Consider the following 23,624-nt stretch of genomic DNA (forward strand, 5'->3'; position numbering starts at 1 on the left):
GGACGGGGCGCGCTCCGCATGCGCGTTGGGCGGCGGAGGCGGCACAGGCGTCCACGTGAAGGACAAGACGGCCTCCCCTTTGTGACAGCCCGACGCGGCGAACGCGGGAGATGCGGCCGCCGTAGGATCGCAGCGGGCGGGCCGTCCTCGCGCCGGGGGTACGCTCACCCGGGGGTACGGCGGTTGACCTGCGGAGGCATCGGCACCATGGACGAGCAACAGCAGCTCACCGACGACTCCCTCGACGAAGCGGCGAACGTGTTCGAGCGAGTGCGTCCGCAGCTGTTCGGTATCGCCTACCGCGTACTGGGCAGCGTGTCCGAGGCCGAGGACGTGGTGCAGGACGTGTGGCCGCGCTGGCAGAGCGCCGACCGGAGCGCGGTGCGGGATCCCGGGGCGTTCCTGGCGAAGATCACCACGCGTCTGGCGATCAACGTGGCTCAGTCGGCGCGGGTTCGCCGTGAGGCGTACGTGGGGCCGTGGCTGCCGGAGCCCGTGGACACCACTGTGGATCCACAGGTCGGCGCGGAGCGCGGCGAGGCGCTGGAGCTGGCCGTGCTACTGGTCCTTCAGAAGCTGAACCCCGTGGAACGGGCGGCCTACGTGCTGCGGGAGGCGTTCGGTTACGCGTACGCCGAGATCGCGGACATGCTCCAGCTGAGCCAGGCCAACACGCGGCAGATCCTCAGCCGGGCCCGCAAGCGCCTGTCCGCCGAGCGCCGGGAACCCGTCGAGGCGGCCCAGCACCGACGGCTGGTCGAGGCCTTTGTCGCCGCCGCGCAGCACGGCGATGTCGCCGCGCTCGAGAGCGTGCTGTCGGCGGACGTCGTCGCCTACGCGGACGGGAACGGCATGCGCGGTGTGGCACGGGTGGAGATCGTGGGAGCCGAGCGCGTGGCCAGGGTCAGCGCCTTCGCGAAGAAGTTCTTCCCCGGGGCCGAGTACGGCGTGGCCGAGGTGAACGGCCGGCCCAGCCTGCTGCTCGTCCAAGACGGGGTCACGGTCGCTCTCGTGAGCGTCACCGTGGGACCGGACGGTATAGACGGGCTGTACTGGGTCCTGGCGCCCGAAAAGCTGAGGGCCTACGAGCGGTCGACTCGCAGACCCACGGGACACCCGTAGTCGCTCCGACGACGGTCGGGGGGACCGGTCAGCTCTGCTTCAGCCAGTCCTCGTAGCGGGTGGACGCGAGGTGGGCCGTGTCGTCGCCGATGAGAACCCCGTCGGGCATGCCCGCGAACGGGCTCGCGGCTTCGTCGGTGACGACGGAGCGGCCGTCCGGCTTCGCCGCCAGGGTGATCTCACCGAGCCGGTCGAGCCGCACGACCTCGGGTCCCGCGATGTCGCGGACGCCGTACGACGGCTCGCCCAGCGCCGCCGCGGCGACGGCGGCGGCGACGTCGGCGGAGGCCATCGGACGCAGCCGCAGGGACGGCAGGTGCACCTCCGTGCCCTCCGTGGTCATGTCCATCACCGGGGCGATGAACTCGAAGAACTGGGTGGCGCGCACGATGCTGTAGGGAACGCCGCTGTTGCGCACGGCTTCCTCCTGGGCGACCTTGGCCCGGTAGTAGCCGTAGTCCGGCACCTGGTCGACGCCGACGATGGAGAGCACGACGTGGTGGCGGACACCTGCCTCCTTCTCCGCCTCGGTCAGGTTCCGCTCCGAGCGGGTGAAGAAGTCCAGCGCCGGCTCTGGATCGAAGGAGGGGGAGTTCGGCACGTCCACGACCACGTCCGCGCCCGTGAGAGCCTGTGCCAGGCCCTCACCGGTGAGGGTGTCGACGCCTGTGGAGGGAGCGGCGGCCACGGCCTCGTGACCGCGTTCGCGCAGCAGCGCGACCACCTGTGAGCCGATGAGCCCCGTACCGCCGACGACCACGATCTTCATCACTGTCTCCGTTCGTTGATTCGGCTTCCCGACGGATTCCGGCGACACCGCGCCGGACCCGGTGCGTTCAAGCGCACATCAACAAGACAGGGCAGCAGCTGCGTCTGTGACAGCGTCGACGCCCGGACATGGGCGGGCCGGTCGGTCCTGGTACCGGCCTTCGACCTGAGCGCGTCCTCCGGCCTGAGCGCGTCGTTCGCCCACGGAACCGGCCACTTCTCCGGACCGGACGGCAGGGCCGCCGTGTACCCGGCCACCGAGCCCGGCATGCCATGCCTGATCGCTGCCACCGTGAAACCGCCGCAGGGATGTGGACGGCGCGTTCATATTGTGTTTATATGGACTAAGCGTTCACATCCAGTGGAGGAAGACCATGAGCACCTCTGTCACCACCCCGCGCGTCGCACTCGTGACCGGCGGCACCGGCGGCATCGGCCAGGCCGTCGTCGAGCGGCTCGCCGCGGACGGCTTCGCCGTCGCCGTGCACTACGCCGGGAACAAGGCCAAGGCCGAAGCCCTCCTCGGGAAGATCGCCTCGGCCGGCGGTCAGGCCCTCGCGGTCGGCGGTGACGTCGCCGACGAGCAGCAGATGCAGGCCGCGTTCGACGCCGTCGAGACGGCGTTCGGCGGCATCGACGTGGTGGTCAACACCGCCGGGATCATGGTGCTCGCGCCGATCGCCGAGCTGAACCTGGACGACCTCGACCGCATGCACCGCACGAACATCCGCGGCACCTTCGTCGTCTCCCAGCAGGCCGCCCGCCGGGTCCGCCGGGGCGGCGCGATCATCAACGTGTCCACGTCCGTCACCCGCACCCAGCTCCCGACGTACGGCGCCTACGTGGCGAGCAAGGCGGCCGTCGAGAGCATCACCCTGATCCTTGCCCGGGAGCTGCGCGGCCGGGACATCACCGTCAACACGGTCGCCCCCGGCCCGGTCGCCACCCCGCTGTTCCTGGAGGGCAAGGACGAGGAGGCGATCGCCCGCTTCGCCAAGGCCGCCCCGCTGGAGCGCCTGGGCGAGCCGCGGGACATCGCCGAGTCCGTCGCCTTCCTCGCCGGCCCCGCCCGCTGGGTCAACGGACAGGTCCTCTTCTCCAACGGCGGCCTCGCCTGACGCGGGCCGGCGAAAGCACCGCCGCCGAAGCACCGACAGCGCCGAGCGCTGGCCCGAAACCGACCTCCGGACAGGAAGAAAAGCCATGACATCGGTCGTTCTCGTCACCGGCGCCGCCACCGGCATCGGCAACCTCACCGCCCGCGCTCTCGCCGCCGCCGGCCACACCGTCTACGCCAGCATGCGCGACATCCACGGCCGTAACTCCGGCCGCGCCGAGGAACTCCTCGAACTCGGGCGCAGCCAGGGACAGGACATCCGCGTCGTCGAACTCGACGTGCAGTCCGACGCCTCGGCCGACGCGGCCGTCGCCACCGTCCTCGACGAGGCCGGACGGCTCGACACGGTCGTCCACAACGCCGGACACCTCTACGTCGGTTACGTCGAGGCGTTCACCCCGGAGGACATCCACCGCCTCCTCGACATCAACGCGGTCGGCATCCAGCGCGTCAACCGGGCCGCCCTCCCGCACATGCGGTCGCGTCGCTCCGGCACCCTGGTCTACGTCGGCAGCACCACCTCGGTCGTGGTGCCGCCCTTCCTGGGCCCCTATGTGGCATCGAAGTTCGCCGCCGACGCGCTGGCCCAGGTCACCGCCTACGAGGTCGGCCAGTTCGGCATCGAGACCACCATCGTGATGCCGGGCCCCTTCACCCAGGGCACCGAGCACTTTCCCAACGCCGGCCGCGCGGGCGACGGCGAGCGCACGCGCGCGTACGCCGAGCTGGATCCGATGGTGGCGCGCAACGAGCAGGCCACGGAAGGACTGTTCCCGCCCGGCGCCGACGCCCACCCCCGGGCCGTGGCCGAGGAGATCACCCGTGTACTGGCCCTCCCGCACGGCACCCGGCCCTTCCGTACCGTCGTCGACTTCAGTCAGGCCGGTGTCGAGGAAGTCAACGAAGTGCTGCGCCGCGCCCAGGAAGACTTCGTCACCCGTCTCGGCTTCGGCGAACTCCTCCGGATCAAGGAGACCGGTCCTGAGCCCGGCCCGGCCGCACCGGCATCCCGGCCTGCCGACGCGAGGACCGGTTGACCGGCTGTGGGGAAGGCGCGAGGTCCGCGTGGCTCCCTACACTGATCCGGTTCGGACGAGCGAAGGAGAGGCATCGTGACGAAGCAGGCCGAGGGCGTGGCCGGGCGCCCGGCCCGCGGGCGCGGCCGCCGGCCCGCCGACGAGGTCCGCGCGGACGTCTTCCGCGTGGTCGGGGAGATCCTCCTGGGGGAGGGGATCGCCGATCTCACCTTCGAGCGGGTGGCCCGCCTGTCCGGTGTCAGCAAGACCACGCTCTACAAGTGGTGGCCGTCCAAGGGCGCCCTGGCCCTGGACGGCTACTTCCACGCCGTCGAGCAGACCCTGGCGTTCGAGGACACCGGGGACATCCGCGCCGATCTGCTGAGTCAGCTGCGCGCGTTCGCACGCGTCATGACGGCGACCCCGGCCGGGCGGGTGGTGACCGAACTGATCGGCCAGTCCCAGACCGACGAGGACCTGGCCGTGGCCTTCCGTTCCCTGTACTCGAGCGAACGGCGCCGCCTCGCCGGCGAGCGTCTGATGCGCGCCCAGGAGCAGGGCCAGATCCGGGAGGACGTCGACGTCCAGGTCATCGTCGACCAGCTGTGGGGTGCCGTGTACCACCGGCTGCTCATCCCGGACGAGCCCGTGACCGACGCGTTCATCACCGCGCTGGTCTCCAACCTGATCGACGGGATCACGCCGTCGAGCGCGAGGCCGCCGGGCCGCTGAGGCCGCCCGGCCGGCGGCGACCGCGGCAAGCGCCGAGGGCACCGGCTCCGCGCGGGCTTCCCGGCCGGTTACCGCAGCTCAGCCTCCCTGTCGAGCACCCGCGAAGAGCCAGACCGATCTGCAGCCGGTGTCCGGCAGGGTTGGTCACCAATCGCGGCCCATGGGGGCGGCGTCGGCCGTTGATGATGTCACGGGGTCGCGGTGGGGCAGTGGTTGACCGCGCTCGAGCCCCGTGGGCGTCATGCTGTGACGTGCCACCCTGGTTCGAGCGTGTCGAGGAGGGCGTGGAAGGCCGCGTCGGCTCGGTCCCAGTGGCCGTCGGCGAGCGGGGCCATCAGGAAGCCGAGGCAGGCGTCGGTGAGGAGGGTGGCCTGTACCCGGGCTCGGTCCTGGTGCATACCCAGGTCGCGGAAGACCGAGGTGAGCAGGTCCGACCACTCGGTGACGATGTCGCGCATGACCGGTCCGTAGCGGTCCGGGTGAAGCAGGCTGGCACTCATGATCTCCAGGTAGAGAGGGAGCGCGGCGCGTACGTCGGGTTCGTTGAACTGCCGCCACAGCTTCTCCATGAAGCGGCGCAGCCCCGCGACGTCCGTGGGAGAGCCCCCGTTCTTCAGCAAGTCGCGGACGCGGAGGAGGGGCCGACGTTCGTAGAGGGCGAGGGCTTCGGCGATCATGCGTTCCTTGGTGCCGAAGTAGTAGAGCAGCATGCGGTCGCTGGTGCCCAGGGCCTGAGCCAGCGGGCGTAGCGAGAGGTCTGAGAGGCCGTTGCGCAGCACGTAGGCGCGGACACGGCCAAGAAGAGCGCGTCGTTTGGCCGGGTCGGGCGGGCGAGGCATGCGGGGCTCCTGAGGGCGGGGGCGCTAGGGGTGACCGTTTAGTAACCTTTGAACTCTACGGCGAGCCCTGCGCCTGGTGACCGAACGACTGGGCGACTGACTGGGCCGTGGGGGACCTTGCCGACGCCGCTGAACTGCTGGCCGGCGTGGTGGTGACACCTGCCCTGCGCTACGTATGTGGTGGGCGATCTCGCGTCGCCTGAGCAGGGGGTTCATGGGGACCGTTCTCGGTCGTGAACCGTGTCAGGGACCTGCTCCGGCAGTTCGCCGGGCGCCGGGTGGAACACCCGACGTCGGCGAGGCAGGCTGTAGCCATGCGGTCGCTCATCCGCCCATCTGGCCCACCAGCGGCGGGTAGTCGTAGCCCGGTTCTCTTCAGACTCGCGCGGTGCGTGCCGTTTGTGATCGTGCTGCTGGCGCTGGGGATCGAGCTTTCCCCTGCGCATGCGTTGATCACGGGCCCTCTTCTAGCCGCCATGCCGGCGTTGGCTTCCTTGACGTGGGGTCCCAAAGGCACCCTTTCAGCAGCTGCTGGAGCGTTGACCGTCACCGTCATCACGGCAACCATCCACGACAGCTGGGGTGGCCAGGCCTCCAGCAATCTCATCTCCCTGTTCCTGGTGTCGGCAGCAAGCGTCACGATGAGTAATGCCGTACGTACGCGCAGAGAGAGTGAGCTCAACCAGGTTCGCCGGGTCGCCGAGGCGGCACAACGTGTTCTGCTGCGGCCTGTGCCGCCACGGCTGGGGCCCGTGCGGATGGCCAGTATGTACGTCGCGGCGGAGACGGGCGCGCAGATCGGCGGTGATCTGTACGAGGCGGTGCACACCCGGTACGGGGTCCGGATGATCGTGGGCGACGTCCGCGGTAAGGGGCTGCCCGCCGTGCGCCTGGCCGCAGCCGTGCTGGGCGCGTTCCGGGAGGCTGCGCACTATGACGAGGATCTGGTGGAGGTGGTCAATCACTGCGCGGCAGCGCTGGAACGCGAGCGGGCGGCGATCAGCGCTGTGGGGCACGACGAGGAATGCCATCACACCGAGGATTTCGTGACCGCTCTCGTGGCTCAGGTATCGGACACGTCCGTCGTCCATGTGGTCAATCGGGGCCACCCGCCGCCGCTGGTGCTCCGCCAGGGCAAGGCGCAGGCCCTCACCTCCGACCGCTCGCTGCCGCCCCTGGGCCTCGAAGAATTCATCACCGACCCGCCTGCCAAAGCGGAGAGCTACCCCTTCGCACCCGGTGACCGTCTCCTGCTGCACACGGACGGCGTGATCGAAGCCCGCAGCCCCGACGGCGACTTCTTCGCGCTATCCGAGACCACAGAGTCGGTGCACCCCTGTACCCCGTCGGAGTTCCTGGAACAGTTGCACCAGGAATTGATCCGTCACACGCACGGCTACCTGGCCGATGACGCCGCGATGCTCCTCGTTGAACGGCTCAACGAAGAAGGCGAACATGGTGCCGGCCCTTTTGAAGTGTCCAGCCGCAACGCACCGGCACCTGTCGCGCACAGGGGTGTGAGGGGTCAGATGAGGAACTGACCGCCGACGACCGGCTCGCCGAGGGCGTTCCGCGCGCTGGTGTGGACGTCCAGGGGACTCCAGGGTCGGGCGAGCGCGCACCCGGCCCAGAGCCGTACACCGGAGCGGCCTTCGACGGAGGGTGGGTGTGCAGTCCTCGGCGAGGGTGATCAAGCGGGCGGCCTTGGGGTGCGGGATGAGACCGAAGGAGCGCGTTGGGTTCTGGTCCGGCGACGCCTCCCCGGGGGTGTGGACGGTTCCGGCACGCGTCAGCGTGCTGTGACCTCGTCGATGTCCAGGCCGCGGTCGACACCGTGTGAGATGACGTTCTGCCCGGGCTCGGGGTGCAGCCGCTCGCCGTCGAGAGACACCTCGACCTTGTCCGCTTCGAAGGAGACCAGGTCGTTGATCTTGTCGACTTCCCGGTAGGCGTTGCGGTACGACCAGGCGGCGCGGTGCGCCTCACCGATGTCGTAGTAGTCGCACAGGCCCTTGTAGGGGCAGAAGGTCTGGCCTGCGACCGGGCGGAGCCGGGACTCGTCGATGTCGGCGCGCGGGACGTACCAGCGCGGGGCGAACCCGGACTCGAAGAGCACGAGAGGGTGCTCCGAGCGGGCGATCCCCTCGTCGCCGAGTCGGACTTCCAGGGTGCGGGAGGTGTTCCGGATGTCGATGCGGTGGTAGGGGTCCGCGGCATGTCCGAGGATGCGGTCGTCCTCCTCGTAGAAGGCGTCCATGGCTCGCCAGGCGAAGGCGATGCGACCCTGGAGGTCAGCGGCGTACCCGGGCAGCGCGGTGAACTCCCAGGCGGCGCGTTCGGTGGTGCGGTCGCCCGCGCGGACCGCGTACCAGGCGGTGTCGCCCAGATCCTTGTGGTGGGTGACCTTCTCGCCGGCGACCAAGGCATGTGCGTCGACGTCCTCGCGGGGGAAGTAGGCGACGGGGTAGCGGCCCGGTTCGTGGAGAAGGATCACGTTCTCACTGTCGGCGATCCAGGTGCCGTTGAACTTCACTCGCATACGACGGCGCAGCCGCTCAGCGTACAGGAGGCGTTCGGGCAGGGGGTCGGGCGTGAGGAAGTGTCCGATGGCGCCTGCGGAGAGGGGGCCTTGCTGCCAGGACAGTCCCATGGCGGGTCCTTCCGGGTGCGGGATGCGGGGTGTGGGGCGAGTGGGGGTCCGCACCCCGGGCGGGTGGTTCGTTGTCTGGTTCGTTGTCGAGGGTCAGGGCGTGCAGGAGCAGCGGGAGGCGTGAGCCTCGGTCCGGCGGAAGCAGGCCCGGACGGCCTACGGGTGAGGACGCGGACTCCACAGCGAAGTCGCGGGCGGCGCGCACGGTCTGGGGGTGGCGCTGAAGGCCTGTTGGGTGAGAGGTCACGTGGCGGATCCTTTGCCGGCGGCGGGGGAGGGGGAGTTGGTCCGCAGCCGCCCGACGTCCTGGGCGTCAGGCGAGGACGCGGGCGAGGAAGTCGCGGATGTGCTCGGTGATGGTCTCAAGGTGGCTTTCCAGGGCGAAGTGCCCGGACTCGAGCAGATGGATCTCGGCATCGGGCAGGTCCTGGCGGAACGCTTCCGCGCCCGCGGGCCCGAAGATTTCGTCGTTGGCTCCCCAGACCGCCAGCAGCGGGACCTGGGAGTCGCGGAAGTACTGGTGGACCTGCGGGTAGAGAGGTCCACGTTGGTGGGATAGTCGCGGAAGAGCTTGAGCTGGATCTCGTCGTTTCCGGGCCGGTCCAGCAGCGCCTGGTCGTGGACCCAGTTGTCGGGGCTGACCAGGCTGGGGTCGGCGACGCCGTTGACGTACTGCCAGCGAGTGATCTCCGGCGTCAGGGCGCTGCGCATGGGGGCTTCGGTGTCCGGTCCCGGGGCCTTGGCGTAGGCGAACACGCCGTCCCAGAAGGGCTTGACGAAGCCCTCTTCGTAGGCGTTGCCGTTCTGGGTGATGATCGCGGTGATGCGGTCCGGGGCCTGGAGGGCGAGACGCCAGCCGATGGGGGCGCCGTAGTCCTGCACGTACATCGCGAACCGGTCGGTGTCCAGTTGCTGGAGCAGGCCGGAGGTGACCTCGGTGAGGGCGTCGAACGTGTAGGGGAAGTCCTGCAGTGCGGGCATCGCGGACTGGCCGAAGCCGATGTGGTCGGGGGCGATCACACGGTAGCGGTCGGCGAGCGCCGGGATCAGGTGGCGGAACATGTGCGAGCTGGTCGGGAAGCCGTGGAGCAGCACGACCACGGGTGCCGTCGGGTCGCCGGCCTCCCGGTAGAAGACCTCGAGACCGTCGACGGTCGCGGTGCGGTGGTGGACTGCGGAAGCCATGTATCTAACCTCTCTAGATAATTTTAGCGGTTACATATCCAGTCGAGCGCATCCGATCTAACCTGTCAAGTGGAATTGTGTGGTTAGATTCAGTGGTGATCGGTGCATGGCCGTGCGCTCCTGGTGCCGGTGAACAACCCGGTACACCGGCACCAGGAGGCGGCGAGGGGTGTGGCCATCGGCCGTCAGGTCCTGTGGCCACGGTGGTGCCGACGCCTGGCCTCGGTGATCTCGCCCGCGATGGGAAGCCAGTAGTAGAGGATGAAGGCGGCGATCACGGCCACGCCGAGCAGGGGAAGCAGGGTCCCGAGCAGCGTTCCGGCAGCGAGCCAGATGAGGGCGAGCCGGAAGCGCCGGCTGATGGCTGCCACGCCGGCCGAACCGATGGTGGCGGTGAGCAGCCGGCGGTCACGGCGGACGTAGCCCCAGATGACGTTGAACAAAATGGCGAGGAGTTCGAAGGCGGCACCGTGGAGGAGGACGGCGATGCGCTGCCCGTGCCCGTCACGGAACGCCTGAGCCAGCACCGAAGCGGCGAACGGCAGGAACGCCACGTCCATCAGCAGCACGGTGTTGAGGAAGAGCACCACGCGGTCGACGCTGCGGATGTGGTCGAACATGATGTGGTGGTTGACCCACACCTGGCCGATCAGCATGAACGTAAGGACGTAGGCCAGGTAGGACGGCCAGAGCGCGGCCAGGCCATGCATCAGGTGGCGGGTGTTGTGCGGCGCGCGGATCTCCAGGACGAGCAGCGTGATGGCGATGGCGGTGACGCCGTCGCTGAACGCGACCACCCGGGAAGGGTCGCGTTCCACGCCGAACGACGTCGCTCCTCCTCCTGGTCCGTCTGGTCCATCAAGAGGCTCACTCATCGCCCCGACCTCCGGCACCGGACGCTTCCGCCTGCGCACGACATCCGTGGACCGTCTCCCCAGCGATGCAGGGGCCGGGGATCTTCAGCAGGCGCCGTGGGCTCGGAGCCGTCGATCGCATCTGCCGCTCACGCTGCCGCCGTCCCGGTCGAGGTGGTGCCTTGTGCATCATCTGCCCGACGTCGCCCCCGCGCTCCACCAGCTCGGCACACGCAGCCTCAAGATCAGGAACCACCAGGTACCGGCCCTGCACCTTCAGGTGGCATTCCAGACGCTCGGTGTTGCAGGCCAAGGACCGGTCGACGTCGCTCACAGGCAGGAGGACGACCTCGAGCATGCACTCCACAGTGATCAGTTTCGTGCGTACGGGGCGGCGTCACCACTTCATGAGCCTGCGGTTCAAGATTGATCCGCCAGAAAACGCACATGGACATGGCGGCCATACCTTCTTTCGCTGGCAGGAAGAATCCCGGCGAACGCTCCAGAATTCGTGATCACGGAATCGCGGCGGCACCGGCGCAGGAACTAGGATCGGACCCAGCGCACAGTTCACAGCGTCATGAGGGGATGTCCGGCCGGCCATCCGCAGGAGGTCCGCAATGGCGACGCTGCTGTCCGTCAACGTAGGAGCACCCAAGGACGTCCCATGGCAGGGAAGAACCGTCCACACCGGGGCCTGGAAATCCCCTGTCCAGGGCGCCCGGATGGTGCGGCGGCTGAACGTCGACGGAGACGGCCAGGGAGACCTGGCCGGGCACGGCGGCGAAATCCGGGCCGTGCTCGTCTACCAGCTGCAGTCCTACCAGTACTGGGAAAAGCAGCTTGGCCGCGACGACCTCACCTTCGGGATCTTCGGGGAGAACTTCACCGTCGACGGCCTGCCCGACGACGAAGTCTGCATCGGTGACCGATACCGCATCGGCGAAGCCGAATTCGAGGTCACCCAGCCGCGCGTCACCTGTTACCGCGTCGGCATGCGCCTGGGCGAACCCACCATGGCCTCCCTGCTGGTCGCCCACCACCGGCCAGGCTTCTACCTGCGGGTGATCACCGAGGGACATGTGCAGGCCGGCGACGAGATCATCCTGACCCGCAAGGGCCCCGAAGAACTCAGTGTCGCCGACACCGACGCACTGCTGTATCTACCCGACCGCGATCCCGCGAAGCTGCGCAAGGCACTGAACATCCCCGCGCTCAGCCCCGGATGGCGGCAGTCCTTCAACGATCTCGCCTCGGCCCAGCAGCCCACACAGGAACCGGGTTGGCCGGGGGAACGCGCCGGCTCCCAGCAGCCCAGGGAGGCATCGGGATGGCCGGGCTTCAAAGCCATGCAGGTCACCCGCATCGTCCCCGAGACCCCCACCGTCGCGTCGATCTACCTCAGCACGACCGACGGCACACCGCTGCCCGAGGCTCGCCCGGGACAGTACCTCTCCATCCGCCTCGCAGTCGGCGATGCCGCCCCCGCAGTGCGCAGCTACTCCCTGTCCTCCGCGCCCGCGGCCGACACGTACCGCATCAGCGTCAAGCACGAGCCCCACGGGAAGGTCAGCAGCTACATCCATGCCACCCTCCACCCCGGAAGCCTCGTGGACATCGCCGCGCCCCGCGGAGCGTTCGTGCTCGAAGCGGGCACCCGGCCGATCGTCCTCATCTCCGCAGGGATCGGTGCCACCCCCGTACTGGCCATGCTCCACCACCTCGCCGCCACACGAGACCCCCGCCCCGTCTGGTGGATCCACGTCGCCCACGACCGCGCCCACCACGCCTTCGCGGACGAGGCCCACGCGCTCCTTGGCCAACTCCCTCAGGCCCACGAGCACATCTATTTCACCGCCGAAGCGCCACGCCGCGACGAGCCCTACGTCACGCAGGGGCGCCCGACCGCCTCCTCACTCGTGGCCATGGGCATCCCCAGCGAAGCCGACGCCTACCTCTGCGGGCCACTCGCCTTCATGGACGACGTCGGCGGCTACCTCCGCGATCACGGCCTGAGCCCGGAGCGGATCCACACGGAGCAATTCAGCGCCCTCCCAGCCATCAACCCCGGCGTCACCCCCGCGGCCGCCGTGCGGCCGCACCAACCAACCGGTCCCACGGGCACCGGACCGCTCATCACCTTCGCACGCAGCGGCATCACCACCCCCTGGTCACCCGCGCACGCCTCACTCCTCGATCTCGCCGAAGCCTGCGACGTCCCCACGCGCTGGTCCTGTCGCACCGGCGTCTGCCACACCTGCATCACCCACCTCGTGGCAGGCGACATCACCTACACCACTCCGCCTCTCGAACTCCCCGAAGAAGGCACCGTCCTCGTCTGCTGCAGCCAGCCCACTACCGAAGTCGTCCTCGACCTGTAGCCGACCAGCAACCGCACGGACTGCCGGCCGCTCCGACCGGCGTCACCGAAGCCACGCGCACCCTGGCCGCCGTCACCGCCCGATGGCGACCCCCGGACCGCACGCTGGGGATCTCCTCCCTCACCGAGCAGCTCAAGTTCACCCGCAGCCGGCTCACGCGTCCGGCGATCCGCCCGGAGAAGCCTGGCCACGTACGGCGCCGGGACACCCCTGCCGACGGACGCGGGGCAACCAGGCCGTGTTCTTCAGAAGTCGGTGACCTGACCGGCCGGCCGTCCGGGGAAGCCGCGGTCCGCGAACCTGGCCGGTACCGCTGCCATGACCCACGAGCCCTCCTGCCCGTGAAACGCCCCACAGCCGACACACCGGCTGCCCGTCGGCAAGACGGTAGCCACGCCTCGAACGAGAATCTGCCCCATGTCCCGTGAATCAGACGCCTACACAGGCCAGACGCTGTGCGGCAGCGGATCGCGTTCCCCGCTCCGTGCCTTCTTGCGCACCGAGACCGGCGGTGCCGCCGTCCTGGTCGCCGCCGCGCTCGCCGCACTCGTCTGGGCCAACGCGGCACCCTCGGCATACACGTCGTTCTGGCACACCCGCCTGTCTGTCCGCTTCGGCACGCACGGGATCTCGCTCGGCCTGCGGGACTGGGTCAACAGCGGCCTGATGACGTTCTTCTTCTTCGTCGTCGGTCTGGAGGCACGCCGCGAGTTCGACATGGGCGAACTGCGCGAGCGCAAGCGGCTCACGCTGCCGCTCGTCGCGGGACTCAGCGGCATGCTCGTACCCATCGCCCTCTACCTCGCCGTCAACGCCGGCCACGGCAGCGAGCAGGGCTGGGGTGCGGCGATGTCCACCGACACCGCGTTCGCCCTGGGCGTGCTGGCCGTCGCGGGCCGCGGCATGCCGCCCGGACTGCGGGTCTTCATTCTCCTGCTGAGCGTGGTCGACGACTTCCTCGCCCTCGGCGTCATCGCCTTCGCCTACAGCGACCGCATCGCCGTACCCGCACTCGTCGTGGCCATCGGCGCCCTCGCACTCGTCCTGCTCGGCCTGCGACTCGGTGTACGCCACGGCAGCGTGTACGCGCTGCTGGGCGTCGTCGCCTGGGTCGCCCTGCTCGAGTCGGGTGTGGACCCGGTGGTGATCGGTCTCGCCCTGGGGCTGCTCACCTACGCCTACCCCGCCTCGCGCGCCGATCTGGAACACGCGAGCGGCCTGTTCCGGCTGTTCCGCGAGCAGCCCACCCCGGAACTGGAGCGGTCCGTCCGCGTCGGCATCGCCTCGGCGATCTCCCCCAACGACCGCCTGCAACGGATCTACCACCCATGGACCAGCTACGCGGTGGTCCCGCTGTTCGCCCTCGCCAATGCCGGCATCGAGATCAGCGGCGGCCAACTGGCACGAGCCTTCACCTCGCCCGTCACCCTGGGCATCCTCATCGCCTACGTCCTGGGCAAGCCGCTGGGCATCGTCGGGGCCTGTGCGCTGACCACGCTCGCCTCCCGCGGGCGGCTGCGCCTCCCGGTCGGCTGGGGCGCGGCAACCGCAGGCGGCGCGCTGTGCGGGGTCGGGTTCACCGTTTCCCTGCTCATCGCGACCCTCGCCTTCCACGGTGCACGCCTCGACGAGGCCAAGCTCGGCATCCTCGCCACACTCGTCTGCTCCTTCCTGGCAGCCCGGCTCGTCACCGCGGCGATCGGACTTCTGCCGCCGGCGCTGCGGCTCAGGGCCCTGCTCGGGAAGGCGGAGACGATCGTCGACCTGGCCGTGCCCGTGGACCCCGACCACGATCACATCCGAGGGCCGCACCACGCCGCTGTCACCGTCGTGGAGTACGGCGACTACGAATGCCCCTACTGCGGGCAGGCCGAGCCCGTCGTCCGTGAACTCCTCGCCGACTTCGGCGACCTGCGCTACGTATGGCGCCACCTGCCCCTCACCGACGTGCACATCCACGCCCAGCTCGCCGCCGAAGCCTCCGAAGCGGCCGCACGCCAGGGCCGCTTCTGGGACATGCACGACCTGCTGCTCAGCCGTCAACAAGCCCTCCGTGTCGAAGACCTGCGCGCCCACGCGGCTGCCGTCGGCCTGGACGTCGAGCGCTTCGAACGAGACATGCGTGCCCACGTCGGCGCAGCCCGCATCGCCGAGCACGTCGAGTCAGCCGACCTCAGCAGCGTGGCCGGCACCCCCACCTTCTTCATCAACGGCCGCAGACACCACGGCGCCTACGACCTCCCAAGCCTCACCGCCGCCGTCCGCGCAGCCCGCGAACGCGCCGCCGTCACCGCGTGAGGGACCAAGGCAGAGGGGATGCGCCGTACGCCATCGGTCATGTGGCTCGCCCCGGGGCCCGCCCCGCGACGTGAGCGCTGGGTCCGTCATGAGTGCGGATCCTCGAAGGAACCAACGCACGATTGGCCCAGCTGGACACTCTTCCAATGGACCACATGACCGGGCCACTGGCTGCATAGGCTCGACACCAGCACGGCTGAGACCACAGGCGACCTCTGCAGGGGACCCCGAGGCTCACACTGTTGCCTGCCTTTGGTTCCGGCCCCCTACCTCCTGGCCGGCCGGACTGAGTGAGAGGACAAAGATCTGCTGTGAAAGCGTGCGGAGTATCGGGGGCCGAGAAGGAAGCCGCCCTGCTGGAGTTGCCCGAACCGCCATCTCCCGGGCCCGGCCAGATCCTGGTGGCGGTTGAGGCGGCCGGTGTCGGCCCGTGGGACGAACTGCTCAACGGCGCTGGTTGGGACGTGGGGCTGCGCCCTCCGGCGGCGCTGGGAGTGGAGGGCGCGGGCAAGGTGCTGGCCGTCGGCGCGGACATCACCGGGTTCGCCGTCGGCGACCGGGTGCTCGCGCACGAGGCCCCGCTGCCCGGGGGAAGCGGCTTCTGGGCCGAACGCGTTCTGATCAACGCGGATCACACGGCAGCCTGCCCACCCGGGCTGGACGCCGTGCACGCGGCGGCGCTGCCGGTCAACGGACTCACCGCGTTGCAGGCCCTGGAGAAGCTGGATCTCAGCCGGGGACAGCGGCTGCTGATCACCAACGGTGGCGGGGCCACCGGAGCCCTTGCCGTCCAGCTCGCCGCGGCCCGGGGCATCGAGGTGACCGCGACCGCGTCTGCCGGCGCCACAGAGCGCCTGCTCGGTCTGGGAGCGATGGAGGTCGTCGACTACCACGACCCGAACTGGCCGGCCAAGGTACGCGGCGGGTTCGACGCCGCCCTCACCATCGCCACCGGCACGGCGGACGCCGCCCTGCCCTTGGTCCGGGACGGCGGCCGACTGTGCTCCCTGACCTCGGACGCGCCTGCGGAGGAGCGAGGGATCACGAGTTGGGACCTCTACCTCGAGCCCAACGCCGCGCAGCTAGCCCAGCTGGCGGAGCAGGCGGCCGCGGGAGCGTTGAGACTCGCACCGGAACCCCTGCCGCTGAGCGAGGGACCGGCTGCGTTCGCCCGGGTGGTTACCGGACGGGCCGGCGGTAAGAAGATCGTGCTCACCCGAGCGTGATCCGACCGGGCCCCACCCGATCCCGAACCTTGGCCCCTGCGCCCGCCAGGCGCCATCGGTCTCGCGCAGGTCTCCTCAGCAGGCGCGCCGGCCATCCCGCACCCGCACGCCCGGCTCAGGGCATCAGTGGCGCGTTCACGGTGCGCGGGAGAGCGTTGAGCCATGAGTTGACCGCGGGAACGTGGGGGAGAAGCAAGGCGGGCCTGCTGGTTCCACCCTGGTTCGTCGGGTACGTGCAGCGGCATGGGATCTTTGGGTTCGCCGGTGTTGCTGGTGTTGTTCGTGGCCAGTGCGATTTCATGATCTGGTTCGAGCAGCGCGGACGGGCCGGAGAGCATCCGCAGAGCGGGCGTGCGGGGGACGTCCTTGCCGGTGGCCGGGGCGTGCACGTCGGCCAGGTCGTGCGGCCCGCACGACCAGTACACCCCGCGCCGGGCGGCCGCCTGCACATTGCGCATGGCGGGCATGGCGTCAGCAGCAGCCTGCTGACGGACAGTCATCCGCGTTTGCCGAAGGCCTCGTTGCCCGTGACGATGCGGGCGTGGTCGAGGAGGCGGTCCTCGATGTCTTGGGCGGTCGCGCTGCCGACCAGAAGGTCCATGGCATAGCCGTCCTCAAGGGCCACGAAGGAGCGGCCCAGGGCCCAGGCGTCGCCGGCCAGTGTGAAATCCCCGCTCTCCTCGCCGAGTTCGAGCACCTGACGGTAGAGCTCGCTCTGCTGCTCGACGAAGAGGCGCTGCCGGTCGGCGGCACCCTCGTTGCGCAGTGCCACTGGAAAAAGCTCGAAGAGCAGCCGAGTGCTCTCTTCGCCCTCGCCGGGCCAGGGCACGCCGGTGTGGATGCATGCACGCAGCCTCGCCACCGGGCCCTCCGCGGCCGCGATGGCCTTCTCTCGGCTGACGAAGTACGTCGCGGCGCTGCGCTCGAACACGGCGGCGAACAGTTCCTGGATGTCTGCGTAGTAGTAGAGCACCGAGGCGGGGGTGACGCCGGCGGCCCTGGCGACGTCCCGCAGCTTGGTGGCTGTGGCTCCGAGGTCCACCACGGTCCTGGCGGTCGCGTCGATCAGCTGGGCGCGGCGTTCCGCCTGGTTTTTTGGTCGGGCCATGGATGACATGCTCGCACACCGCCGAACGGCCCCCTGGTCTCGCCTGCCGGAACCCATTGACCCCACATCATTCGTTAACTAAATTTCATTTAACGAATCCCCGAGTCAGACCTGGTGACCCATGTCCCGTCCCCTCCCTCTCGTCCTGGCCCAGGCGGCCCAGCGCGCCGCCGACGATCTGGACGGCCTGGCTGCCGACGTGCGAAAGCGCACGGCGGGACTGCCCGCCGCACCCCTGATCGTCTATCCCGAGCTGCACCTGGGCAGCCCGCTCGGCGGCACCGCACTCGAACCCGCCGAGGTGCCGGAAGCCCTCGCCGAGCCCCTCGACGGGCCACGGGGCCGCGCCCTCGCGGAACTCGCCGGCGATCTCGGCGTCTGGCTCGCCCCGGGCAGCCTCTACGAGCGCGGCGCCGACGGACGCGTCTACAACACCGCCCCGGTGTACTCCCCGCGCGGCGAGCGCGTCGTGTCCTACCGGAAGATCTTCCCCTGGCGGCCCTACGAGACCGTGGCCCCCGGCGCCGAGTTCACCGTCTTCGATCTCGACGGGGTCGGCCGGGTGGGACTGTCGATCTGCTACGACGCATGGTTCCCCGAGACCACCCGCCACCTCGCCTGGATGGGAGCCGAACTGGTCCTGAACTTCGTACTGACCTCCGGCAGCGACCGCGCCCAGGAACTGGTGCTGGCTCGCGCCAATGCCATCGTCAACCAGCTTTTCGTCGCCAGCGTCAACTGTGCCGCTCCCCTCGGCACCGGCCGCAGCTTGCTCGTGGACCCGCAGGGCAACGTTCGCTCCGAAGCCGCGGGCGACAGCGACACCACCCTCACCGACGTGATCGACCTGGACGAAGTCACCAACGTCCGCCGAATCGGCACGGCCGCGCTCAACCGGCCGTGGCAGCAGTTCCATCCCGACGACCAGGCCCTCGCACTGCCGCTCTACCAGGGCCGGATAGACCCCGCCACCTGGGCCGGCGCCACCGCTCCGACCACCCTTTCCCGGCCACCGAGCGAGCTGCGTCCCGCACTCGGAGAAGTGAGAGTCCCGTGACAGAACAGCCCACCCGCCTGCGCGGAGACCTCGGACTTCTCTCCGTGGTCGCGTTCGGCGTCGCCTACATGGCCCCCGCCGTCGTCACCTCGATCTTCGGCGTCATCGCCGCCACCAGCAGGGGCGCCGCGCCCACGGCCTACGTGATCGCGACCGGCGCCATGCTGCTGACCGGCCTCAGCTACGCCAAGATGGCCACGGTCCACCCCAGTTCAGGCTCCGTCTACACCTACGCCCGCAAGGAACTCGACTCCCGCGTCGGCTTTCTCGCCGGATGGGCGCTCCTGCTCGACTACCTCTTCCTCCCGATGGTCGCCTGGCTGCTCCAGGCCATCTACCTCCACGCCCAGTTCCCGGCCGTCCCGGAGTGGACCTGGCTGATCATCAACGTGGCCCTCGCCACCGCCATCAACGTCCTCGGCCTCAAGGTCGCCGACCGGATCAACCGAGTGCTGCTGCTCGGCGTGACGGCCGTCCTCGTCGTGCTCGCCGCACTCTGCGTGCACTACGGTCTCGGCCACGGTGGCACCATGGCGGCTGCTCACTCCTTCTGGAACGGCGCCACCGGCTTCTCCGCCGTCACCGCTGCCGCCGCCGTGGCCGCCTACGCCTTCCTCGGTTTCGACGCGGTGAGCACCCTCAGTGAAGAGGTGCGGGATCCGCAGCGCACCATCCCGCGCAGCATCATCCTGACCGTGCTCACCGGCGGCGGCATCTTCATCTCGATCTCCTTCCTGATGCAGTGGGCCCACCCGGGCGGCTCCTTCCCCGACGAGAACTCCGCCGGGTACCTCCTGTCCACCACTGTCGGCGGCAAGACCTTCGCCGACGTGGCCAACATCGTCAGCATGCTCGGCGGGTTCGCCTCCTGCGTCGCCATCCAGGCCAGCACCAGCCGCCTGATGTTCGTCATGGGCCGTGACGGCGCCCTTCCGCGGCGGATCTTCGGACGCCTGCACCGCAAGCTGCTCACCCCCGTCACCAACGTGCTCGTGATCGGCGCGGTCGGGCTGCTGGCCATGAACTTCTCTCTCGCCGACGCCACCTCTTTCATCAACTTCGGGGCGTTCCTCGGCTTCACACTCGTCAATGTGTGCGTGATCGCCTACGCCGTACGACAGCGGCGCTCAGGGACCCGTCACTCGGCCGTGCGCTACCTGCTCCTGCCCGCTGCGGGCGCCGCTGTCGACGTCTACCTGATCACCCAGCTCGGTGGCACCGCCGTCAGGCTCGGCCTCGGCTGGCTGATCATCGGCATCGCCTGGCTCGCAGTGATCACCAAGGGTTTCCGTCGCCCAGCCCCCGAACTGCGACTCCCGTCAGACGCGCAGGGCGGCGGCACCAGCGAGCCGGAAGCATCCGGACCCCTGCTTCCGACATCGTGACCTACGCCCGGGGCTCCCGATCGCACAGCCGGATCGGAGCCCCGGGTCCAGCGCTGAGCAGCGTGCACCCCGACACATCACGGTGTCCCACGGCTTCGTACCTGCACTCGTAGCCATGATTACAGTGTGGAGTTATCTGAATGCAACCAGTCATCCTCCGCTGCGCCGTCGTCCGCATGCTGCGATAGGCTGAAGCCGAAATGTCTGTGCCTGCCGCTCCTTCGCGGCTCGGCCACCCCGGACGGCGCTGCATCGGTGGACGACATCTGATCGGTCAGCGGGAAACCCAACAGGCCGGAAGCAGTTGCCTTCCCGTAGGTCCGTACTCCTGTAGGTCGGCTTTCATGGACCTGAACACCATCACCGAAGTAATCCGGCGACCGTCCGAGCGGCCCGGTGTGGACTGGCACGAGGGCGACGCCTGGCTCGCAGGCGGAACATGGCTCTATTCCACGGAGCAGCCGGACCTGCGACGGCTGATCGACCTGACGGCGTTGGGGTGGGAGCCTCTCGTGCCGACGGACGAGGGCCTGGAGATCAGCGCCACGTGCACCATTCGCGACCTGTACGCCTTTCCGTGGCCGCAAGGCTGGACCGCCGGAATCCTCTTCCGGAAAAGCTGTGAGGCATTCCTGTCCTCGTTCAAGGTCTGGAACGCGGCGACTGTCGGCGGAAACATCTGCATGTCCTTGCCCGCCGGCCCGATGATCACGCTGACCGTCGCGCTGGAGGCGCAGTACGAACTATGGGCGCGCGACGGTACCGTGCGATGTGTCGACGCCCTCGATTTCGTCACGGGCGACCACCGCAACGTTCTCGCCCCGGGAGAGATCCTGCGGCGTATCACCATTCCGGAGCACGCGCTGCGCAAACGCACCGCCCACCGTCGCTTCACGCTGACCCGGCTCGGCCGTTCGACGGTGTTCCTCGTCGGCACGCAACGGCTGGGAGCGAGCGACCTGCTGCTCACCGTCACTGCCGGGACCACGCGGCCGGTCCGCGTCGCCTTCGACTCCCTGCCCGATGTCCCAACGCTGCGGCAGAGCATCGACGCCATCCCGGCCGACGTCTGGTTCGCCGATCCCAATGGGACCCCTGATCATCGTCGGCATCTCACCCGGCACTTCGCCGAAGAGATCTGCCGCGAACTCACCGCTGGGGACCTGGCATGAGCTACCTCGTCAACGGCAAGAACTTCGACCGCGAACCAGCCCCCGGCCAGTGCCTGCGTACCTTCCTGCGCGAACTCGGCCACTTCGGCGTCAAGAAAGGCTGCGACGCGGGCGACTGCGGAGCCTGCACGGTGTGGCTGGACGGCGTACCGGTGCACAGCTGCATCACCCCCGCCTTCCGCGCAGACGGCCACGAGGTGACCACGATCGAGGGCCTTGGACGGCCCGGCGCCCTGCATCCCGTGCAGCGGCAGTTCGAGGACGCCCCGGGGTTCCAGTGCGGCTTCTGCACCGCAGGGATGATCATGACGTCGGCGACCTTCACCGAGGACCAGAAAGCGGATCTGCCACGGGCGTTGAAGGGCAACCTCTGCCGCTGCACCGGATACCGGGCGATCGAGGACGCCGTCAAGGGCGTCAGTGCGGTGGAGACGGCAGCACCGGGCAAGGCCGTCGGGACGAGCGTCGGCGCCCCCGCGGGCCACGACGTGGTGACGGGGCACGCCGAGTTCACCATGGACACGCACATCGACGGCATGCTGCACCTCAAGGTGCTGCACTCACCCCACGCGCACGCCCGGATCCGCTCGATCGACAAGAGCGCCGCCCTCGCGGTGCCCGGCGTGCACCGGGTCTACACCTGGGAGGACGTACCCCGCAGACGCTTCACCACGGCGATCCACACCGACCACCTGGTCGACCCGGACGACACCTACATCCTCGACGACACGGTGCGCTTCGCCGGCCAGCGCGTCGCCGCAGTACTGGCCGACACGGTCGGGGCGGCCGAGGAGGGCTGCCGGCGTCTCGCGGTCGAGTACGAGGTGCTGCCGGCGGTGTTCGATCCGGAGGCGGCGATGGCCGACGGCGCACCCCAGCTGCACGGCTCCCACGATCCCTTCGTCCGCGACCCCGCCCACAACGTCCTGCTCGAGATCCACTCGCACATCGGCGACGTCGACGCGGGATTCGCCGCGGCCGACGTGATCCACGAAGGCACATACTCCTCACCCCGGGTGCAGCACGCGCATCTGGAGACCCACGGCTCGATCGCCTGGATGGAGGACGGCCGGCTGAACGTCCGCACCAGTTCGCAGTCACCGTCGATCGCGAAGGTCAAACTGGAGTACCTGTTCGCCCTGCGCCCCGACCAGCTGCGGGTGTTCTGCAAGCGCGTCGGCGGCGGATTCGGCGGCAAGCAGGAGGTGATCGCGGAGGACCTGGTCGCCCTTGCCACCCTGGACACCGGACGGCCCACCTGTCTCGAGTACACCCGTGAGGAGGAGTTCACCACGGCCTCGCCGCGGCACCCGATGACGCTGACGGTCAAGCTGGGTGCCAAGGCGGACGGAACGCTCACCGCCTTCCAGGTACGCAACGTGTCGAACACCGGCGCCTACGGCAACCACGGCGGCGAAACGCTGTACGCGGGCGGAGCCGCCGTCATGATCTACCGCTGCCCCAACAAGAAGTACGACGCGTACTCCGTCTACACGAACACCGTGCCGAGCGGTGCGCTGCGCGGATACGGAATGACGCAGCCGGCGTTCGCCGTTGAGTCGGCGATGGACGAACTGGCCCGCGTCCTTCACATCGACCCGCTGGAACTGCGCCGACGCAACATCGTGCGGCCGGGTGAGCCGCTGGTGGCCATGGACGACGGCCCCGACGACGTGGTCTTCACCGAGGACGGACTCGCCACATGCATCGACCTGGTGGGCGATGCCCTGGCCCGCACGGCCGACCAGCCCCCTCCCGGCCCCGAGTGGCTCGTCGGAACGGGTGTGGCGAGTTCCCTGCACGAGACCGCGCCCCCGACGGAACACCTCTCCGAGGCCTGGGTCACCCTGGGTGACGATCTCATATACGAAGTCGCCGTCGGAACCCCCGAGTTCGGGGAGGGCACCTCCACGGCCCATGTCCAGATCGCAGCCAACCAGCTGGGCACGACGCCCTCACGGATCCGTCTGGTGCAGTCCGACACCGACCGCACGGGATTCGACACGGGCGCCTTCGCGAGCGCGGGCCTCTTCGTGGCGGGCAACGCGGTCCTGCGGGCGGCCAATGCCGTGCGCGACCGCATCCTGGACTTCGCCGCCGCGCACACGGGCGTCCATGTCGTGATGTGCACGATGGACGACGACGGCGTCGTCTGCGGGGACCGGCGGGTGTCGCTGGCCGAACTCGTCGCCGTGGCCCGGACGCGTGGAATCCGTTTCACCGCCGCACGCAAGGCCTACGGCTCGCCCCGGAGCGTCACCTCCAACACGCAGGGGTTCCGGGTCGCCGTGCACCGCGTGACCGGTGAGATCCGGATCCTGTACAGCGTGCACGCGGCGGACGCGGGAGTGATCATCAATCCGGCGCAGGTCCGGGGACAGGTGGAGGGCGGTGTCGCCCAGGGAATCGGCTTCGTGCTGACCGAGAACCACCACATGGACGACAACGGCGTCATGGTGAACCCCAACCTCCGGAACTACCGCATCCCCGCCTACGCCGACATCCCGCGTACCGAGGTGCTCCTGGTGGGCTCGGCGGATTCTGTGGGGCCCATGCGGGCCAAGGGGATGGCCGAGTGCTGCATCAACCCGGTCGCGCCCGCGCTCGCGAACGCGGTGCATGACGCCACGGGCGTCCGCTACCGTGCGCTGCCACTGACTCCGGAACGCATCTACAGCCGGCTCCCCGCCGCGCAGTCGGTTTCGACAGGTTGA

At 69.3% G+C, this 23,624-nt stretch carries 18 protein-coding genes and 1 pseudogene; 12 read left to right on the forward strand and 7 right to left on the reverse strand.

The features are described 5' to 3' along the window. Positions 1–207: 207 nt before the first annotated feature. Positions 208–1,122 carry an RNA polymerase sigma factor SigJ gene (sigJ, locus tag OG956_RS35835; RefSeq protein ID WP_330342190.1) on the forward strand — a complete coding sequence of 305 codons (915 nt, stop codon included), beginning with the start codon at positions 208–210 and terminating at the stop codon, positions 1,120–1,122. Between the two features lie 28 nt (positions 1,123–1,150). Here the strand turns inward: sigJ and OG956_RS35840 are convergent, their stop codons facing one another. Continuing rightward, a complete protein-coding gene (locus OG956_RS35840) occupies positions 1,151–1,891 on the reverse strand; it encodes an SDR family oxidoreductase (protein ID WP_330342191.1) in 741 nt (246 codons plus the stop codon). A gap of 373 nt (positions 1,892–2,264) precedes the next feature. On the opposite strand from OG956_RS35840, the gene OG956_RS35845 reads away from it, so the two are divergent. The 3 genes from OG956_RS35845 to OG956_RS35855 all read left to right on the forward strand — a co-directional run bounded on the left by OG956_RS35845 (position 2,265) and on the right by OG956_RS35855 (position 4,755). Beyond that, complete coding sequence (locus OG956_RS35845) at positions 2,265–3,008, forward strand: SDR family oxidoreductase (RefSeq protein ID WP_330342192.1); 744 nt, start codon at positions 2,265–2,267, stop codon at positions 3,006–3,008. Positions 3,009–3,093: 85 nt separating this feature from the next. Then, positions 3,094–4,044: an SDR family NAD(P)-dependent oxidoreductase gene (locus OG956_RS35850; RefSeq protein WP_330342193.1), complete on the forward strand. Its 951-nt coding sequence runs from the start codon at positions 3,094–3,096 to the stop codon at positions 4,042–4,044. A gap of 75 nt (positions 4,045–4,119) precedes the next feature. Next, entirely contained in the window at positions 4,120–4,755 is a 636-nt protein-coding gene (locus OG956_RS35855) for a TetR/AcrR family transcriptional regulator (RefSeq protein ID WP_330342194.1), read from the forward strand. A 239-nt stretch (positions 4,756–4,994) separates the two neighbouring features. On the opposite strand, the gene OG956_RS35860 is transcribed toward OG956_RS35855, so the two are convergent. Continuing rightward, positions 4,995–5,594 (reverse strand): TetR/AcrR family transcriptional regulator, encoded by a 600-nt coding sequence (locus OG956_RS35860; RefSeq protein ID WP_330342195.1) that lies wholly within the window; start codon positions 5,592–5,594, stop codon positions 4,995–4,997. A gap of 392 nt (positions 5,595–5,986) precedes the next feature. Here OG956_RS35860 and OG956_RS35865 point away from each other — a divergent pair, with 392 nt between their 5' ends. Then, positions 5,987–7,135, forward strand: a complete 1,149-nt coding sequence (locus tag OG956_RS35865) for a PP2C family protein-serine/threonine phosphatase (protein ID WP_330342196.1) — start codon at positions 5,987–5,989, stop codon at positions 7,133–7,135. Between the two features lie 248 nt (positions 7,136–7,383). Here OG956_RS35865 and OG956_RS35870 read toward each other — a convergent pair whose 3' ends face one another. From OG956_RS35870 to OG956_RS35885, 4 genes and pseudogenes are all read right to left on the reverse strand, one after another. Further along, positions 7,384–8,244, reverse strand: coding sequence for a DUF427 domain-containing protein (locus OG956_RS35870; RefSeq protein ID WP_330342197.1), 861 nt, complete (start codon positions 8,242–8,244; stop codon positions 7,384–7,386). A gap of 313 nt (positions 8,245–8,557) precedes the next feature. Continuing rightward, positions 8,558–9,429 (reverse strand): annotated as a pseudogene (locus tag OG956_RS35875) (alpha/beta fold hydrolase). A gap of 185 nt (positions 9,430–9,614) precedes the next feature. Beyond that, positions 9,615–10,247: a TMEM175 family protein gene (locus OG956_RS35880; RefSeq protein ID WP_330342198.1), complete on the reverse strand. Its 633-nt coding sequence runs from the start codon at positions 10,245–10,247 to the stop codon at positions 9,615–9,617. A gap of 49 nt (positions 10,248–10,296) precedes the next feature. Beyond that, the gene (locus OG956_RS35885) at positions 10,297–10,641 is read right to left on the reverse strand and encodes a hypothetical protein (RefSeq protein ID WP_330342199.1); all 345 of its coding nucleotides are present in this window, start codon (positions 10,639–10,641) and stop codon (positions 10,297–10,299) included. A 262-nt stretch (positions 10,642–10,903) separates the two neighbouring features. On the opposite strand from OG956_RS35885, the gene OG956_RS35890 reads away from it, so the two are divergent. From OG956_RS35890 to OG956_RS35900, 3 genes are all read left to right on the forward strand, one after another. Continuing rightward, on the forward strand, positions 10,904–12,664 hold the full coding sequence (locus OG956_RS35890; RefSeq protein WP_330342200.1) for an MOSC and FAD-binding oxidoreductase domain-containing protein: 1,761 nt from the start codon (positions 10,904–10,906) through the stop codon (positions 12,662–12,664). Between the two features lie 417 nt (positions 12,665–13,081). Further along, the gene (gene nhaA / locus OG956_RS35895; protein ID WP_330342201.1) at positions 13,082–14,962 is read left to right on the forward strand and encodes a Na+/H+ antiporter NhaA; all 1,881 of its coding nucleotides are present in this window, start codon (positions 13,082–13,084) and stop codon (positions 14,960–14,962) included. Between the two features lie 311 nt (positions 14,963–15,273). Further along, positions 15,274–16,188 (forward strand): NADP-dependent oxidoreductase, encoded by a 915-nt coding sequence (locus OG956_RS35900; protein ID WP_330342202.1) that lies wholly within the window; start codon positions 15,274–15,276, stop codon positions 16,186–16,188. Between the two features lie 496 nt (positions 16,189–16,684). Here the strand turns inward: OG956_RS35900 and OG956_RS35905 are convergent, their stop codons facing one another. Continuing rightward, positions 16,685–17,296, reverse strand: coding sequence for a TetR/AcrR family transcriptional regulator (locus OG956_RS35905; RefSeq protein ID WP_330342203.1), 612 nt, complete (start codon positions 17,294–17,296; stop codon positions 16,685–16,687). A 121-nt stretch (positions 17,297–17,417) separates the two neighbouring features. Here OG956_RS35905 and OG956_RS35910 point away from each other — a divergent pair, with 121 nt between their 5' ends. The 4 genes from OG956_RS35910 to OG956_RS35925 all read left to right on the forward strand — a co-directional run bounded on the left by OG956_RS35910 (position 17,418) and on the right by OG956_RS35925 (position 23,624). Next, entirely contained in the window at positions 17,418–18,353 is a 936-nt protein-coding gene (locus OG956_RS35910; protein WP_330342204.1) for a carbon-nitrogen hydrolase family protein, read from the forward strand. Next, the gene (locus OG956_RS35915) at positions 18,350–19,738 is read left to right on the forward strand and encodes an APC family permease (RefSeq protein ID WP_330342205.1); all 1,389 of its coding nucleotides are present in this window, start codon (positions 18,350–18,352) and stop codon (positions 19,736–19,738) included. Before OG956_RS35910 ends, OG956_RS35915 begins: the two co-directional genes overlap by 4 nt. Positions 19,739–20,082: 344 nt before the next feature. Next, positions 20,083–20,910 carry an FAD binding domain-containing protein gene (locus OG956_RS35920; RefSeq protein ID WP_330342206.1) on the forward strand — a complete coding sequence of 276 codons (828 nt, stop codon included), beginning with the start codon at positions 20,083–20,085 and terminating at the stop codon, positions 20,908–20,910. After that, on the forward strand, positions 20,907–23,624 hold the full coding sequence (locus OG956_RS35925) for a molybdopterin-dependent oxidoreductase (RefSeq protein ID WP_330342207.1): 2,718 nt from the start codon (positions 20,907–20,909) through the stop codon (positions 23,622–23,624). Before OG956_RS35920 ends, OG956_RS35925 begins: the two co-directional genes overlap by 4 nt.

It is taken from the genome of Streptomyces sp. NBC_00557 (assembly GCF_036345995.1).
GTDB lineage: Bacteria > Actinomycetota > Actinomycetes > Streptomycetales > Streptomycetaceae > Streptomyces.

What these genes read in the sequence shown, in the direction of transcription:
- sigJ (WP_330342190.1), top strand. Translation starts at nt 208, where the DNA reads ATGGACGAGCAACAGCAGCTCACCGACGACTCCCTCGACGAAGCGGCG.
- OG956_RS35840 (WP_330342191.1), bottom strand. Translation starts at nt 1,891, where the DNA reads ATGAAGATCGTGGTCGTCGGCGGTACGGGGCTCATCGGCTCACAGGTG.
- OG956_RS35845 (WP_330342192.1), top strand. Translation starts at nt 2,265, where the DNA reads ATGAGCACCTCTGTCACCACCCCGCGCGTCGCACTCGTGACCGGCGGC.
- OG956_RS35850 (WP_330342193.1), top strand. Translation starts at nt 3,094, where the DNA reads ATGACATCGGTCGTTCTCGTCACCGGCGCCGCCACCGGCATCGGCAAC.
- OG956_RS35860 (WP_330342195.1), bottom strand. Translation starts at nt 5,594, where the DNA reads ATGCCTCGCCCGCCCGACCCGGCCAAACGACGCGCTCTTCTTGGCCGT.
- OG956_RS35870 (WP_330342197.1), bottom strand. Translation starts at nt 8,244, where the DNA reads ATGGGACTGTCCTGGCAGCAAGGCCCCCTCTCCGCAGGCGCCATCGGA.
- OG956_RS35885 (WP_330342199.1), bottom strand. Translation starts at nt 10,641, where the DNA reads ATGCTCGAGGTCGTCCTCCTGCCTGTGAGCGACGTCGACCGGTCCTTG.
- OG956_RS35890 (WP_330342200.1), top strand. Translation starts at nt 10,904, where the DNA reads ATGGCGACGCTGCTGTCCGTCAACGTAGGAGCACCCAAGGACGTCCCA.
- nhaA (WP_330342201.1), top strand. Translation starts at nt 13,082, where the DNA reads ATGTCCCGTGAATCAGACGCCTACACAGGCCAGACGCTGTGCGGCAGC.
- OG956_RS35905 (WP_330342203.1), bottom strand. Translation starts at nt 17,296, where the DNA reads ATGGCCCGACCAAAAAACCAGGCGGAACGCCGCGCCCAGCTGATCGAC.
- OG956_RS35910 (WP_330342204.1), top strand. Translation starts at nt 17,418, where the DNA reads ATGTCCCGTCCCCTCCCTCTCGTCCTGGCCCAGGCGGCCCAGCGCGCC.
- OG956_RS35920 (WP_330342206.1), top strand. Translation starts at nt 20,083, where the DNA reads ATGGACCTGAACACCATCACCGAAGTAATCCGGCGACCGTCCGAGCGG.
- OG956_RS35925 (WP_330342207.1), top strand. Translation starts at nt 20,907, where the DNA reads ATGAGCTACCTCGTCAACGGCAAGAACTTCGACCGCGAACCAGCCCCC.